Annotated in this window: 13 protein-coding genes and 1 riboswitch; of the genes, 12 read left to right on the top strand and 1 reads right to left on the bottom strand. The window is 73.3% G+C overall.

The features are described from left to right. Nucleotides 1-133: 133 nt before the first annotated feature. The 12 genes from M8330_RS02115 to gcvP all read left to right on the top strand — a co-directional run bounded on the left by M8330_RS02115 (nt 134) and on the right by gcvP (nt 12,012). Nucleotides 134-1,525 carry a hemolysin family protein gene (locus M8330_RS02115; RefSeq protein ID WP_250054597.1) on the top strand — a complete coding sequence of 464 codons (1,392 nt, stop codon included), beginning with the start codon at nt 134-136 and terminating at the stop codon, nt 1,523-1,525. Next, complete coding sequence (locus tag M8330_RS02110; RefSeq protein WP_250825980.1) at nt 1,518-2,624, top strand: hemolysin family protein; 1,107 nt, start codon at nt 1,518-1,520, stop codon at nt 2,622-2,624. Before M8330_RS02115 ends, M8330_RS02110 begins: the two co-directional genes overlap by 8 nt. 98 nt (nt 2,625-2,722) lie before the next feature. Further along, entirely contained in the window at nt 2,723-3,382 is a 660-nt protein-coding gene (gene clsA, locus M8330_RS02105; RefSeq protein ID WP_250054593.1) for a cardiolipin synthase ClsA, read from the top strand. After that, on the top strand, nt 3,375-4,217 hold the full coding sequence (locus tag M8330_RS22300; protein WP_250825979.1) for a DUF881 domain-containing protein: 843 nt from the start codon (nt 3,375-3,377) through the stop codon (nt 4,215-4,217). Before clsA ends, M8330_RS22300 begins: the two co-directional genes overlap by 8 nt. Beyond that, on the top strand, nt 4,214-4,546 hold the full coding sequence (locus tag M8330_RS02095; RefSeq protein ID WP_250054589.1) for a small basic family protein: 333 nt from the start codon (nt 4,214-4,216) through the stop codon (nt 4,544-4,546). Before M8330_RS22300 ends, M8330_RS02095 begins: the two co-directional genes overlap by 4 nt. Nucleotides 4,547-4,565: 19 nt before the next feature. After that, nucleotides 4,566-5,579, top strand: a complete 1,014-nt coding sequence (locus M8330_RS02090; protein WP_250825978.1) for a DUF881 domain-containing protein — start codon at nt 4,566-4,568, stop codon at nt 5,577-5,579. A gap of 64 nt (nt 5,580-5,643) precedes the next feature. Next, nucleotides 5,644-6,024, top strand: coding sequence for a glycine cleavage system protein GcvH (gcvH, locus tag M8330_RS02085; RefSeq protein WP_250825977.1), 381 nt, complete (start codon nt 5,644-5,646; stop codon nt 6,022-6,024). Between the two features lie 166 nt (nt 6,025-6,190). Next, nucleotides 6,191-6,691 carry a zinc-ribbon and FHA domain-containing protein gene (locus tag M8330_RS02080; protein ID WP_250054583.1) on the top strand — a complete coding sequence of 167 codons (501 nt, stop codon included), beginning with the start codon at nt 6,191-6,193 and terminating at the stop codon, nt 6,689-6,691. Between the two features lie 2 nt (nt 6,692-6,693). After that, nucleotides 6,694-7,440: a transcriptional regulator FtsR gene (ftsR, locus tag M8330_RS02075; RefSeq protein WP_308196224.1), complete on the top strand. Its 747-nt coding sequence runs from the start codon at nt 6,694-6,696 to the stop codon at nt 7,438-7,440. 103 nt (nt 7,441-7,543) lie between these two features. Beyond that, nucleotides 7,544-8,017 carry a bifunctional nuclease family protein gene (locus M8330_RS02070; protein WP_250054581.1) on the top strand — a complete coding sequence of 158 codons (474 nt, stop codon included), beginning with the start codon at nt 7,544-7,546 and terminating at the stop codon, nt 8,015-8,017. A gap of 205 nt (nt 8,018-8,222) precedes the next feature. Beyond that, complete coding sequence (locus M8330_RS02065) at nt 8,223-8,819, top strand: MerR family transcriptional regulator (protein WP_250825976.1); 597 nt, start codon at nt 8,223-8,225, stop codon at nt 8,817-8,819. 134 nt (nt 8,820-8,953) lie between these two features. Next, a riboswitch (glycine riboswitch) is annotated at nt 8,954-9,060 on the top strand. Nucleotides 9,061-9,132: 72 nt separating this feature from the next. Continuing rightward, a complete protein-coding gene (gene gcvP, locus M8330_RS02060) occupies nt 9,133-12,012 on the top strand; it encodes an aminomethyl-transferring glycine dehydrogenase (protein ID WP_308196223.1) in 2,880 nt (959 codons plus the stop codon). 83 nt (nt 12,013-12,095) lie between these two features. On the opposite strand, the gene M8330_RS02055 is transcribed toward gcvP, so the two are convergent. Further along, entirely contained in the window at nt 12,096-13,055 is a 960-nt protein-coding gene (locus tag M8330_RS02055) for a glycosyl hydrolase (protein WP_250825975.1), read from the bottom strand. Nucleotides 13,056-13,114: the final 59 nt, after the last annotated feature.

Genomic DNA, 13,114 nt, shown 5'->3' with positions numbered 1-13,114 from the left:
CGCGACCGCGCACCCGGGGACCGGTTACGCTGGTGCCTCCTCGTTCCCGGACCAGTGAAGGACCCTGACCCTCCACGATGGACGGCTCTCAAAGTCGCCCGCTCTCCGTGCCTCACCGCGCAGGAGAGCCCCGATGACCCCCCTCCTCCTTCTTCTCCTGGCGCTCGCGCTCGTCGTGGCCTGCGGCGTCTTCGTCGCCGCCGAGTTCTCGCTGGTGACCGTCGACCGTGCCTCGGTCGACCAGGCCGCCGCCGAGGGCGAGGCCGGCGCGATCGGCGTGCAGTCCGCGCTGCGCTCGCTCTCCACCCAGCTCTCGGGCGCCCAGGTCGGCATCACCGTCACCAACCTCGGTGTCGGCTTCCTCTCCGAGCCCGCCATCGCGCAGCTCGTCGAGGGGCCGCTGACCGCCGTCGGCGTCCCCGAGTCCGCCGTCAGCCCGGTCTCCGTGGTGATCGGCCTGCTCGTGGGCACCGTGCTGACGATGCTGTTCGGTGAGCTCGTGCCGAAGAACCTGGCCATCGCGCTGCCGCTGGCCACCGCCCGCGCCACGCAGCGGCCGATGCGGCTGTTCACGGCTGTCATGCGCGGCCCGATCCGGGTGCTGAACGGCTCTGCCAACGCGCTGGTGCGACGCCTCGGCATCGAGCCGCAGGAGGAGCTGCGCTCGGCGCGCTCCTCCACCGAGCTCGCCTCGCTGATCGCCCGCTCGGCGGACGAGGGCACCCTGGACGCCGACACCGCCGAGCTGATGGAGCGCTCGGTGGAGTTCGGCACCCGCACCGCCGGTGAGATCATGACCCCGCGGGTGCGCACCCAGACCCTCGAGCTCAACGACCGCGCCCAGGCCGTCATCGACCTCACCCGCTCGACGGGGCACAGCCGGTTCCCCGTCCTCGACGACGACGACGTCGTGGTCGGCACGGTGCACGTGAAGAACGCCGTGGGCCTGCCGCTGCACGAGCGGGCCACCACGAAGGTCAAGCACCTCATGGTGCGCCCCACCGTCGTGCCCGACTCGCTGCGGCTGGACCCCCTCATGGCGCTGCTGCGCGAGGACGGCTTCCAGATGGCCGTCGTGCTCGACGAGTACGGCGGCCACGCCGGCATCGTCACGCTCGAGGACGTCGTCGAGGAGATCGTCGGTGACATCGCGGACGAGCACGACCGCTCCGGCTCCCGGGCGCGACGCCGCCGCGACGGGTCCTGGCTGCTCTCGGGGCTGCTGCGACCGGACGAGGTCGCCGACCTCACCGACGTCGAGCTGCCCGAGGACGAGGCCTACGACACCCTCGGCGGCCTCGTGATGCGGCTCCTGGGCCGCATCCCGGTGGCCGGCGACACCACGCTGCTGGCGGTGCCGGACCGCTCCGAGGACGACGAGACGACCGAGCGCTGGGTCGAGGTGAAGGTGGAGCACATGGACGGCCTGCGCGTCGACCGCGCCTCCCTGCGGCTGCTCGAGGAGCCGCCGCCCCCCGCCCCGTCCGAGGTGCGCGCGCTGGTGAGGGGTGGCGCCGATGTCTGACTGGACCGGTGTCGCGCTCACCGTGCTGCTGCTCGCGCTCAACGCCTTCTTCGTGGGCGCCGAGTTCGCCCTGATCTCCGCCCGCCGCAGCCAGATCGAGCCCCTGGCGCAGAGCGGGTCGCGGATGGCCCGCTCCACGCTGCGCGCGATGGAGAACGTCTCCGAGATGATGGCCGGCGCCCAGCTGGGCATCACGGTCTGCTCCGTCCTGCTGGGTGCCGTCGGCGAGCCGGCCATCGCCCACCTCATCGAGCCCGGCTTCGAGGCGCTCGGCCTGCCCGGTGCCCTGCTGCACCCGGTCGCGTTCGTGATCGCCCTGGGCCTGGTGACCTACCTGCACGTCGTCTTCGGCGAGATGGTGCCCAAGAACATCGCCATCGCCGGCCCCGACCGGGCGGCCCTCGTGCTCGGCCCGCCGATGCTCGTGGTCGTCGGGGTGCTCAAGCCCGTCATCGTGGTGCTCAACGCCGTCGCGAACCTGTGCCTGCGCGCCCTGCGCGTGGAGCCCAAGGACGAGGTGAACTCGGCGTTCACCCGCGAGGAGGTCGCGGCCCTCGTCGAGGAGTCGCGCGGCGAGGGCCTGCTGGAGGCCGACGAGTACGACCGGCTCGCCGGTGCGCTCGGCTTCACCGAGAAGTCCGTCGCCGACGTGATCATCCGCCTGGACGACCTCGCGACCGCGCCGCAGGGCGCCTGCGGGGCCGACCTCGAGGCGCTGTGCGCCTCCACCGGGTACAGCCGCTTCCCGGTGGTCTCCGGTGAGGACCTGGTCGGGTACCTGCACATCAAGGACGTGCTCGAGCCCGACGAGGAGCGCCGCCGGCGGCCCGTCGAGGACAAGTGGATCCGCCCGTTCGCGACCGTGAAGACCGGCGACCTGCTGCACGACGTGCTCGAGCAGCTGCAGCGGCGCGGGGCGCACATGGCGCGCGTCGTCGAGCCCGACGGATCGACCGTGGGCGTCGCGACCCTCGAGGACGTCCTCGAGGAGCTGGTCGGCGAGATCCGGGACGCGGCCCACACCGGGCCGGACCCGACCCCGGCCGAGGCCGGGGTCGGGACGGCGGGGGACCGCGTCGCGTCGGGGTCCGACGGCTAGGGTGTGCGCGTCGTGACGGGGCCGTCGCCCGCGCCGCCCTGCGGCCGCGGGGGCGGGCCGCGCGGACGCCAGCAGCACGAGCAGCAGGAGGACAGGGAGTGAGCAGCGCCGAGGCCGCAGGGCAGGACGCCCCGGTCGGCACCCGGGTGCTGACCCTGCCGAACCTCCTCAGCCTGCTGCGCCTCGCCGGGGTCCCGGTCTTCCTGTGGCTGGTGCTCGGGCCGGAGGCGGACGAGTGGGCGCTCGCGCTGCTGGTCGCCTCGGGCGTGACCGACTGGGCCGACGGCTGGCTGGCCCGCCGCCTGGGCCAGACCTCCGTGGTCGGCCAGGTGCTCGACCCCGTCGCCGACCGGCTCTACATCCTGGCCGTGGTGGCCGGGCTGGGCCTGCGCGAGATCATCCCGTGGTGGCTGGTGGTGGCGCTGCCGCTGCGCGACGCCCTCATGTGGGGCCTGGTGCCGCTGCTGCGCACCCGCGGGTTCTCCTCCCTGCCGGTGCACTTCCTCGGCAAGGCCGCCACCTTCAACCTCCTCTACGCCTTCCCGCTGCTCCTGCTGGGCGACGGCGAGGGCCTCGTGGCCGACCTGGCGCGGGTCTTCGGCTGGGCCTTCGCGTTCTGGGGCCTCGGGCTCTACTGGTGGGCCGGCCTGCTCTACACCTGGCAGGTCCGCACGCTGCTGCGCTCGACGGACCGTCTGCCCCGGGCGGAGCGGCGCGCGCTGGCGGCCGAGCGCCGCCGGGGCGGGCGCCGTGGCTGAGCCGCTGCCCGCCCGGGTCACCACGCCGCTGCTGACCCTCATCACCCAGCAGGCCCTCGACGAGGACTACGCGCACGTCGCCGGTCGCCGCGCGCTCGACCAGCCGCGGCCCAGCCGCGGCCGGCCGCAGCGCATCGCGGCCGTGGTGATCGCGGTCTTCGGCGTGCTCGTCGCGACCGCCGCCGTCCAGACGGCCCAGCAGTCGGAGTCGGCGCAGTCCTCCCGCGCGGCGCTCGTGACCAGGGTCGACGAACGACGTGCCACCCTGGACCGCCTCCAGCGCCGCATCGAGCGGCTCACGGCGGCCGAGCAGCAGGCCGAGACCACGCTGGAGACCACCCGGGCCGCCGCCGTCGCCGCCGAGGGTCGCCGACGCACCCTCGCGCTGGCCGGCGGCTACCTCGCGGTCACCGGCCCGGGCGTCCGCATCGTCGTCGACGACGCCGAGGGTGGGGAGAAGCTGATCGACAAGGACCTGCAGTCCCTGGTCAACGGCCTGTGGGAAGCCGGCGCCGAGGCGGTGAGCATCAACGGCCAGCGGCTGACCGTGCTCACCTCGATCATGAACTCCGGCACGGTGGTGAACGTGAACCGCGTGCCCCTCACGCCGCCGTTCACCATCGAGGCCGTGGGCGACCGGCGCACGCTCCAGGCCGGGCTCGTCGACAGCCAGGGCGGGCAGCGCTTCCTGCTGCTCGTGCAGCAGTACGGCTTCGGCTTCCAGATGGACAACGCCGAGTCGCTCGACCTGGACGCGGCACCGGACCGTACGCTGTCGTACGCGTCGAGAACGGCGCAGGCCGGTGGACCCGAGGACGCGGAGGTGGGACCGTGATCGCCGCGCTGGGGCTCCTGGTGGGCATCGTCCTGGGCGTCGTCCTCCAGCCCGACGTCCCGACGTCGCTCGAGGCGTACCTGCCGATCGCGGTCGTGGCCGCGCTCGACGCCGTCTTCGGCGCCCTGCGGGCCTACCTCGACGGCATCTTCGACGACAAGGTCTTCGTCGTCTCGTTCGTCTCCAACGTCGTGATCGCCTGCGCGATCGTCTGGCTCGGGGATCAGCTCGGCGTCGGCGGCCAGCTCTCGACCGGCGTCATCGTCGTCCTCGGCATCCGCATCTTCTCCAACGTGGCCGCGATCCGCCGTCACCTGTTCCACGCCTGAGACCCCCGTCGAGCCACCCATGAGCACCTCCCCGGACCCCGCCCCCCGCTCCCACCGCGCCCCGCGCGGTCGGGCCGCCGCGCGCCGCAGCGGCCCGGTGGGCGCCGGCCAGGACGTCGGCGAGGACACCGGCCAGGACACCGGCCAGGACACCGGCCAGGACACCGGCGAGATGGAGCCGGTGACGGACGAGACGACCGAGGGACCGTGCGACGACGAGCCGGTGGACACCCGGGAGACCCGGGAGGTTCCGGGGACTCCGGAGCCCCAGCCGTCCGAGTCGCCTGAGTCGCCCGAGGCGCCCGAGCCCCCGACGACGGGTGCGGCTCGGCTACGGCGGGCCCTGTGGCACCCCGGACGCGGCCAGGTGGTCGTCGGCGTGCTGCTCGCGCTCGTCGCCTTCGGCGGCGTGGTGCAGGTGCGCTCGACCGACTCCGACGACGACTACGCGGGCTACCGCGAGGAGGACCTCGTCAGCGTCCTCTCGGGCCTGGCCGGCGCCTCGCGCCGGGCCCGCTCGGAGATCAACCGCCTCGAGACCGCCCGGGACCAGCTCGAGTCCGACACCGACGCGGAGCAGGCGGCCCTCGACCAGGCGCTCTCCCAGGCCGACACGCTGGCCATCCTGGCCGGCAGCGTCCCCGTGACGGGGCCGGGCATCCGGATCACCATCACCGAGCAGTCCGGCACCGTCCGCTCGGAGACGCTCGTCAACATGGTCCAGGCGCTGCGGGTCGCCGGGGCCGAGGCGATGCAGTTCAACGGCCAGGTCCGCCTGGTCGCCCAGAGCGCCTTCACGGACACCTCCACGGGGGTGTCGATCGACGGCACGACCCTGCGCTCGCCCTACGTCGTGGACGTCATCGGCAGCCCGAGCGCGCTCTCGGGGGCCATGTCGATCCTCGAGGGCCCGCGCGTCGACCTCCAGGACGACGGCGCCTCGGTGGACATCACCGAGGTGTCCTCGCTCGACATCGAGTCGACCACCGACGTGGCCGGCCCGGACTACGCAGATCCCGCGGACGACCAGTAGCGTGGCGACTGCCGGGTACCCCAGGTCGGGGACCCCGGCTGACCCCGCACGACGAGGAGAGCACGTGTACCCCGAGGACCTTCAGTACACCGCCGAGCACGAGTGGGTGCGCACCCCCGGTGAGCACGCGGGCTCCGTCCGCATCGGCATCACCCACTATGCGCAGGACGCGCTGGGCGACATCGTCTACGTCTCCCTGCCGCAGACCGGCGAGACCGTCGAGGCCGGCAGCACCTGCGGCGAGCTCGAGTCCACGAAGTCCGTCAGCGACGTCTACGCGCCGGTCTCCGGCGAGGTCGTGGCCGTCAACGACGCGCTCGACGCCACCCCGCAGCTCGTCAACGACGACCCCTACGGCGGGGGCTGGCTCTTCGAGGTCGTGCCCGCCGGGGACGTCGAGGGCCTCATGGACGCCGCCGCGTACCAGGAGAGCCTCGAGGGCTGAGCGCCCTCCGGGCCGAGCCGCTGCCGCGCAGGTCGCACCACGCGACTTTGCACGGCCGGTTCACCCGTCCCGCCCAGGCTCGACTGATAGGTTCGAGCCCCGACGCGTCCGCACCCTCGCCGGGGTGCCGACGCACCGTCCCCGACACCGGCCGAGGAGACCCACGATGCCGTTCTGCACCGCGTGTGGCAGGCAGAACCCGGACGACGCCCGCTTCTGCTCCCAGTGCGGCACGCGTCTGGTGACCTCCGAGCCCGTGGGTGACTCGACGGCCACGATCACGCTCGGGGGCGACCCCCGGGTGGAGACGTCCGACCGGGCCCTCAACGCGGTCGACGCCGCCGCGGTCGACGGCCTGCCCGTCGGCCACGCCCTCCTCGTGGTGCAGCGCGGCCCCGGCTCCGGCAGCCGGTTCCTCCTCGACGCCGACACCGTGACGGCCGGCCGCCACCCCTCGTCCGAGATCTTCCTCGACGACGTGACTGTCTCCCGCAAGCACGCGGTCTTCGAGCGCTCCGGCTCCTCCTTCACCGTCTCCGACGTCGGCAGCCTCAACGGCACCTACGTCAACCGCGACCGCATCGACACGGTGCCGCTCAACGACGGCGACGAGGTCCAGATCGGCAAGTTCCGCCTCATGTTCTTCTCCGGGCACGAGGGCGCCTGAGCGTGACCGCCCAGGCTGCCGGCCACGGGCAGGAGGGAGCGTCCTCCGCCCGGATGAACATCGGGCAGGTCCTCGACGAGCTGCGCGAGGACTTCCCGGGGGTCACCATCCCCAAGATCCGCTTCCTCGAGGACAAGGGCCTCATCAAGCCCGAGCGGACCCCGGCCGGCTACCGCAAGTTCTCCGAGGCCGACGTCGAGCGGCTGCGGTACGTGCTGCGCATGCAGCGCGACCACTACCTCCCGCTCAAGGTCATCGGCGAGCACCTGGACGCCATCGACGCCGGCTCCGAGCCGCCGCCGATCGAGCCGGTCGTGCCGACCGTGCCGCAGGTCTCGCTCTCCGCGGAGGGCACGCCCAGCCCGGAGTCGTTCCGTCGCCGTGACGGGCTGCGCCTCTCGCGGCAGGAGCTGGCCAAGGTGGCCGAGGTCGACCTGGCGCTGGTCGACGAGCTGGAGAAGCTCGGGCTGCTGACCCGCCGTCCGGGCGGTCAGCACTACGACACCGACGCGCTCGTCATCGCCCGCACCGCCAAGGAGCTGGGCGAGTTCGGCATCGAGCCGCGCCACCTGCGCGGCTTCCGTGCCGCCGCCGACCGTGAGATCGGCCTGGTCAACCAGGTCACCGAGCCGATGCGACGTGGCCGCGACGCGGCCGCCACCGCGCGCGCCGGTGAGACCGCGAGCGAGATCGCCGCGCTGACGGTGCGGCTGCACGCGCTGCTGGTCAAGGCCGGTCTTCCCCGCTGACTCCTCGCTGACTCCTGGCCGGCTCCCGGCCTGGGAGCCGGGAGCCGACCCGCCCTCGCCCGGGTGGGGTCGACCCACGACCGCCGCCGAGTAGGGTGGTCGCGTGCGTGAGGTCGATGTCATGGGTGTCCGGGTGGAGATGCCGTCGAACCAGCCCATCGTGCTCCTGCGGGAGGTCACGGGGGAGCGGTACCTGCCCATCTGGATCGGGGCCGTGGAGGCCACCGCGATCGCGTTCGCGCAGCAGGGGGTCACCCCGCCGCGTCCGCTGACCCACGACCTGCTCAAGGACGTGCTGGAGGCCACCGACAACGGCCTCGAGGAGGTCCGCATCACCGAGGTCAAGGACGGCGTCTTCTTCGCGACGCTGGTGCTGGCCTCGGGCGCCGAGGTCTCGGCCCGCCCCTCGGACTCCATCGCGCTCGCGCTGCGCACCGGTTCCCGGATCGTCTGCGCCGAGGAGGTGCTGGACGAGGCCGGCCTCGCGGTGCCCGCCGAGCAGGAGGACGAGGTGGAGCGGTTCCGCGAGTTCCTCGACCACGTGAGCCCCGAGGACTTCGAGTCGCCCTCGGAGTGAGGCCCCGACCCGTGGGTGGAGAGTAAAGACTCACCATCAACTTCAGGTTGAGGGTTCGACACGCCGGGATGGTCTTTGACCCCCCTGCTGACACGGCCGTAGTTTCTTCCCTGTCTTCGTTGTAACTCCATCGCTGTGGCTCGTCCGGGTCACGGCTCCTTCCCCGGGGGTTACGCTCAACGGAGTAGACCCACGGAGGATTCGTGTGAACGAGCACGACCAGGAGCTGCGCGAGAGCGCGGAAGCGGCTGAGGCCGCCCACGCCGCCGACGAGCAGGGGCTCCTCTTCACCGACGATGTCTCGCCGGTGCCGAGCGACCTCGGCTACCGCGGGCCGACCGCCTGCAACGCCGCCGGCATCACCTACCGCCAGCTCGACTACTGGGCCCGCACCGGCCTGGTGGAGCCGGCCGTGCGTGGCGCGAAGGGCTCCGGCTCCCAGCGGCTCTACTCCTTCCGCGACATCCTGATCCTCAAGGTGATCAAGCGCCTGCTCGACGCGGGCATCTCGCTGCAGCAGATCCGCACCGCGGTCCTGCACCTGCGGGAGCGCGGCACCGACGACCTGACCCGCGTGACGCTGATGAGCGACGGCGCCTCGGTCTACGAGTGCACCAGCAACGACGAGGTCATCGACCTGCTCCAGGGCGGTCAGGGCGTCTTCGGCATCGCCATCGGCGGTGTCTGGCGCGAGATCGAGGGCACGCTGGCCGAGCTGCCCTCCGAGCGCACCGGTGACGACGCCGCGGCCTCGCCGGCCGACGAGCTCGCCGCCCGTCGCGCCAAGCGCAGCGCCGGCTGAGCCCACCGGCTGCCCGCCCGGGGACCCGCAGCAACGCTCGACACCCGCCCGCCCGACCGGCACGTCCGGTCCGGCAGGCGGGTGTCGTGCTGTCCGGAGCACGCCCGCCGGGCTGGTAGATTCGGGCCCGCTGCTCATCCCGCGCGGGAGAGCTCCCGCCCCGCACCCGGTGCGTGGGCGGGGCGCCGAAGGGGCAATCCCTCCCCGGAACCTCTCAGGCACCCAGGACCGCGCAGGTCAGGCAACTCTGGAGGGTCACCGACGACCCGACAGAGGGGGAGGCGCCCGTGTCGTCCGCGCCCCCAGGAGCCCCGTGAGCACCTCTGACTCCACCCCGACCGTCTCCCGCCCCGCCGAGTCGTTCGCCGACCGGCACGTGGGCCCCACCGACGTCGACGTCACCACGATGCTCAAGGCGGTCGGCGCCGACTCGCTCGAGGCGCTGATGGACGCGGCCGTGCCCGGCGCCATCCGCACCGTGCGTGCCCTCGACCTGCCCGAGCCGCTGGGCGAGCTCGAGACGGCCCGCGAGCTGCGCGCCCTGGCCGCGGAGAACACCGCGCTGGAGCCGATGATCGGCCTCGGCTACCACGGCACGGTCACGCCGCCGGTGATCCGTCGCAACGTGCTCGAGGACCCGTCCTGGTACACCGCCTACACGCCGTACCAGCCCGAGATCTCCCAGGGACGCCTCGAGGCGCTGATCAACTTCCAGACCGTCGTCGGCGACCTCACCGGCCTGCCGACCGCGAACGCCTCGCTCCTGGACGAGGGCACCGCCGCGGCCGAGGCGATGACGCTCGTCCGCCGGGCGAACCGGAAAGCCGCCGGTCCGTTCGTCGTCGACGCCGACGCCCTGCCGCAGACCGTCGACGTCGTGCGCACCCGTGCCGAGGCGATGGGCATCGAGGTCGTCGTGGCCGACCTGGCCGGCGGCCTGGCGTCGGTGCCCGAGGGTCCGGTCTCGGGCGTCCTCGTGCAGTACCCCGGCGCGTCCGGTGAGGTCCGCGACCCGCGCGCGGTCATCGAGGAGGCCCACGAGCGCGGCGGCCTCGCGGTCGTCGCAGCCGACCTGCTCGCGCTCACGCTGCTGGAGTCGCCGGGCTCGCTGGGTGCCGACGTCGCGGTCGGGTCCTCCCAGCGCTTCGGCGTTCCGCTGTTCTACGGCGGCCCGCACGCCGGCTACATGTCGGTGCGTGCCGGTCTCGAGCGGCACCTGCCCGGTCGCCTCGTCGGGGTCTCGGTGGACGCCGAGGGCCGCCCCGCCTACCGCTTGGCGCTGCAGACCCGCGAGCAGCACATCCGTCGCGACAAGGCGACCTCGAACATCTGCACGGCCCAGGTGCTGCTGGCGGTCGTGGCGTCCATGTACGCGGTGCACCACGGCCCCGACGGGTTGCGCGCCATCGCGGCCCGCACCCACGACCTCGCCGCGCGCGCCGCGGCCTCGCTGCGCGGGGCCGGGCTGGACGTGCCGACGTCCGCGTTCTTCGACACCTTCACCGTGAACGTCCCCGGTCGCGCCGAGGCGGTCCTCGAGGCCGCCCACCGCGAGGGTCTGCACCTGCGGCTCGTCGACGCCGACACGGTCGGGCTGTCGTTCTCCGAGGTCAGTGGCCCCGCCACGCTGCGCGCCGTGCACGCCGCCTTCGGCGTCACGCCCGCTGCCGTCGAGCCGGCGACGGCCCTGCCGGCGTCCCTCGCGCGGACCACGGAGTACCTGACCCACGAGGTGTTCCACAGCCACCGCTCCGAGACCCAGATGCTGCGCTACCTGCGGCGGCTCTCGGCCCGCGACTACGCGCTGGACCGCGGTATGATCCCGCTCGGCTCCTGCACGATGAAGCTCAACGCCACCACCGAGATGGAGCCGGTCTCGCTTCCCGGCTTCGCCGACCTGCACCCCTTCGCCCCGGCTTCGGACGCGGCGGGCTACCGCCGCCTGGTCGACGACCTGGAGGGCTGGCTGGCCGAGGTGACCGGCTACGACAAGGTCTCGGTGCAGCCGAACGCCGGCTCCCAGGGCGAGCTCGCCGGCCTGCTGGCGATCCGTGGCTACCACCGCTCGCGCGGGGACGAGCAGCGCGACGTCTGCCTCATCCCGTCCTCTGCGCACGGCACGAACGCCGCGTCCGCGGTGATGGCCGGCATGCGCGTCGTCGTGGTCAAGGCGGCCGAGGACGGCGCCGTCGACCTCGAGGACCTGCGTGCGCAGTGCGAGAAGCACGCCGACACGCTGGCGGCGATCATGGTGACCTACCCCTCGACCCACGGCGCGTACGAGGAAACCATCACCGAGCTGTGCTCGACGGTGCACTCCTTCGGCGGCCAGGTCTACGTGGACGGGGCCAACCTGAACGCGCTGCTCGGCTACGCCAAGCCCGGCGAGTTCGGCGGCGACGTGAGCCACCTGAACCTGCACAAGACCTTCTGCATCCCGCACGGTGGCGGCGGCCCGGGCGTGGGCCCGGTGGCGGTGCGCGAGCACCTCGCCCCCTTCCTGCCCAGCCACGAGGCGCACCCCGAGGACGCCAAGCGCGCCGGCGTCGGCGCGATCTCGGCCGCCCCCTACGGCTCGGCCGGCATCCTGCCGATCTCGTGGGCCTACGTGCGGATGATGGGTGCCGAGGGCCTGACCCGGGCCACGGCCACCGCCGTGCTGGCCGCGAACTACGTGGCCGCCCGGCTCGAGGAGCACTTCCCGGTGCTCTACCGCGGTGCCGGCGGGTTCGTCGCGCACGAGTGCATCCTCGACGTCCGCCCGCTGACCAAGGCGACGGGCGTGACGGTGGACGACGTCGCCAAGCGGCTCGTCGACTACGGCTTCCACGCCCCGACCATGTCGTTCCCGGTGGCCGGCACGCTGATGGTCGAGCCGACCGAGTCCGAGGATCTCGGCGAGATCGACCGGTTCTGCGACGCGATGATCGCCATCAAGGCCGAGGCCGACCGGGTCGCCGCGGGGGAGTGGGACGTCGAGTCCTCGCCGCTGCGGCGTGCCCCGCACACGGCCCGCACCCTCGTCGAGGACTGGGACCGCCCCTACAGCCGCGAGCTGGGCGCGTTCCCCGGCGGCCTCACGGGCCCCAACGGCGTCCAGGACAAGTACTGGCCCGCCGTCGCCCGGATCGACCAGGCCTACGGCGACCGGAACCTCGTCTGCGCCTGCCCACCCCCGGAGGCGTTCGCCTGATCCGTGGGCTGGGCCCCAGGTTTGGTCACCAACCCGCTCCTCGGCGGCCGCTGACACCGGGTTGGTGACCAAACCTGACCCTCTTACCGGCGGTAGGCCCGCCCGGCCGTGGTCGGTCGGACGCCGCTGCGGGCCGGTCGGTACAGGCCGGTGCCGGTGCCACCCTCGGTGGGCGTGGACAGCGAGAACCAGGCGTAGCGGCGCAGCCACGGCCGGGCGTCGAGCATCCTCGTGGCGCGTCGCACGAAGGCCGCCTGGACCTTCGGACGGGGCACCTCGGCGCCGTCGGCGGTGAACCGCATGAGTGCCACCTCGGTGAGCCACACCGGCCGGCCGTACCGGTCGTGGACGGCGGTGAGGTACTCGCGCAGCTGCCGGGTCGCCCGTCGCGGGCCGAAGTCGCCCCCGTACCAGTGCACCGCCACCGCGTCGACGCGCAGGTCCCGCCGGGCGGCGCCGGTCATGAACCGGTCGAGCCACCCACCCTCGTCCGCGCCGCCGTACGCGACGGCCGGGCTGACCAGGTGCTGCCCCGTCTCCTCCAGGCGGGGCCACAGTCGCAGTGCCCGTCGCACGGTCATGTCCCCCTGACCCTCCAGGTCGGGCTCGTTGAAGCCCATGAGCCACGCGCCGTGCTCGGCAGCGGCCCGGAGGTTCTCGTCGGTCACCGAGCCGGCGCCCCACAGCATCGGCACGAAGGCGGCCCCGGTGCGGCCCAGGTAGGAGGGCCGGTCGGCGGTCCAGGTGTGGAACCAGGTGGCGCCGGAGTCGCGCAGCGCCCGCGTCACGCCGCGCTGCTGCCAGACGGTGACCCCACGGCCGGACGCCTCGGCCGCCCCGGTGCTGGTGCTGGTGCCGGTGCTGGTGCCGGTGCGAGGGGAACGGCGGACGTCATACGGAGCGGAGGCAGTCCCCCTCAGAGGTATGACGTCCGCCCCGCTGGTGCCGGCGCCCGGGAGCGTCACGGCACCTGCCGGCGTCCCGGCTGCCGGGAGCGCCAGCAGCAGGGCGGCCGTCAGGCCGGTCGCGACTTTGCGGATCACGCCGCGATGGTAGGTCCGATGGGCGCCACCGCGTCACGTTTGGTCACCAACCTGGTGCT

It is taken from the genome of Nocardioides bruguierae (assembly GCF_023656415.1).
GTDB lineage: Bacteria > Actinomycetota > Actinomycetes > Propionibacteriales > Nocardioidaceae > Nocardioides > Nocardioides bruguierae.
The sequence above is the reverse complement of the archived record's forward strand: the minus strand, read 5'-3'. Positions and strand labels throughout refer to the sequence as shown.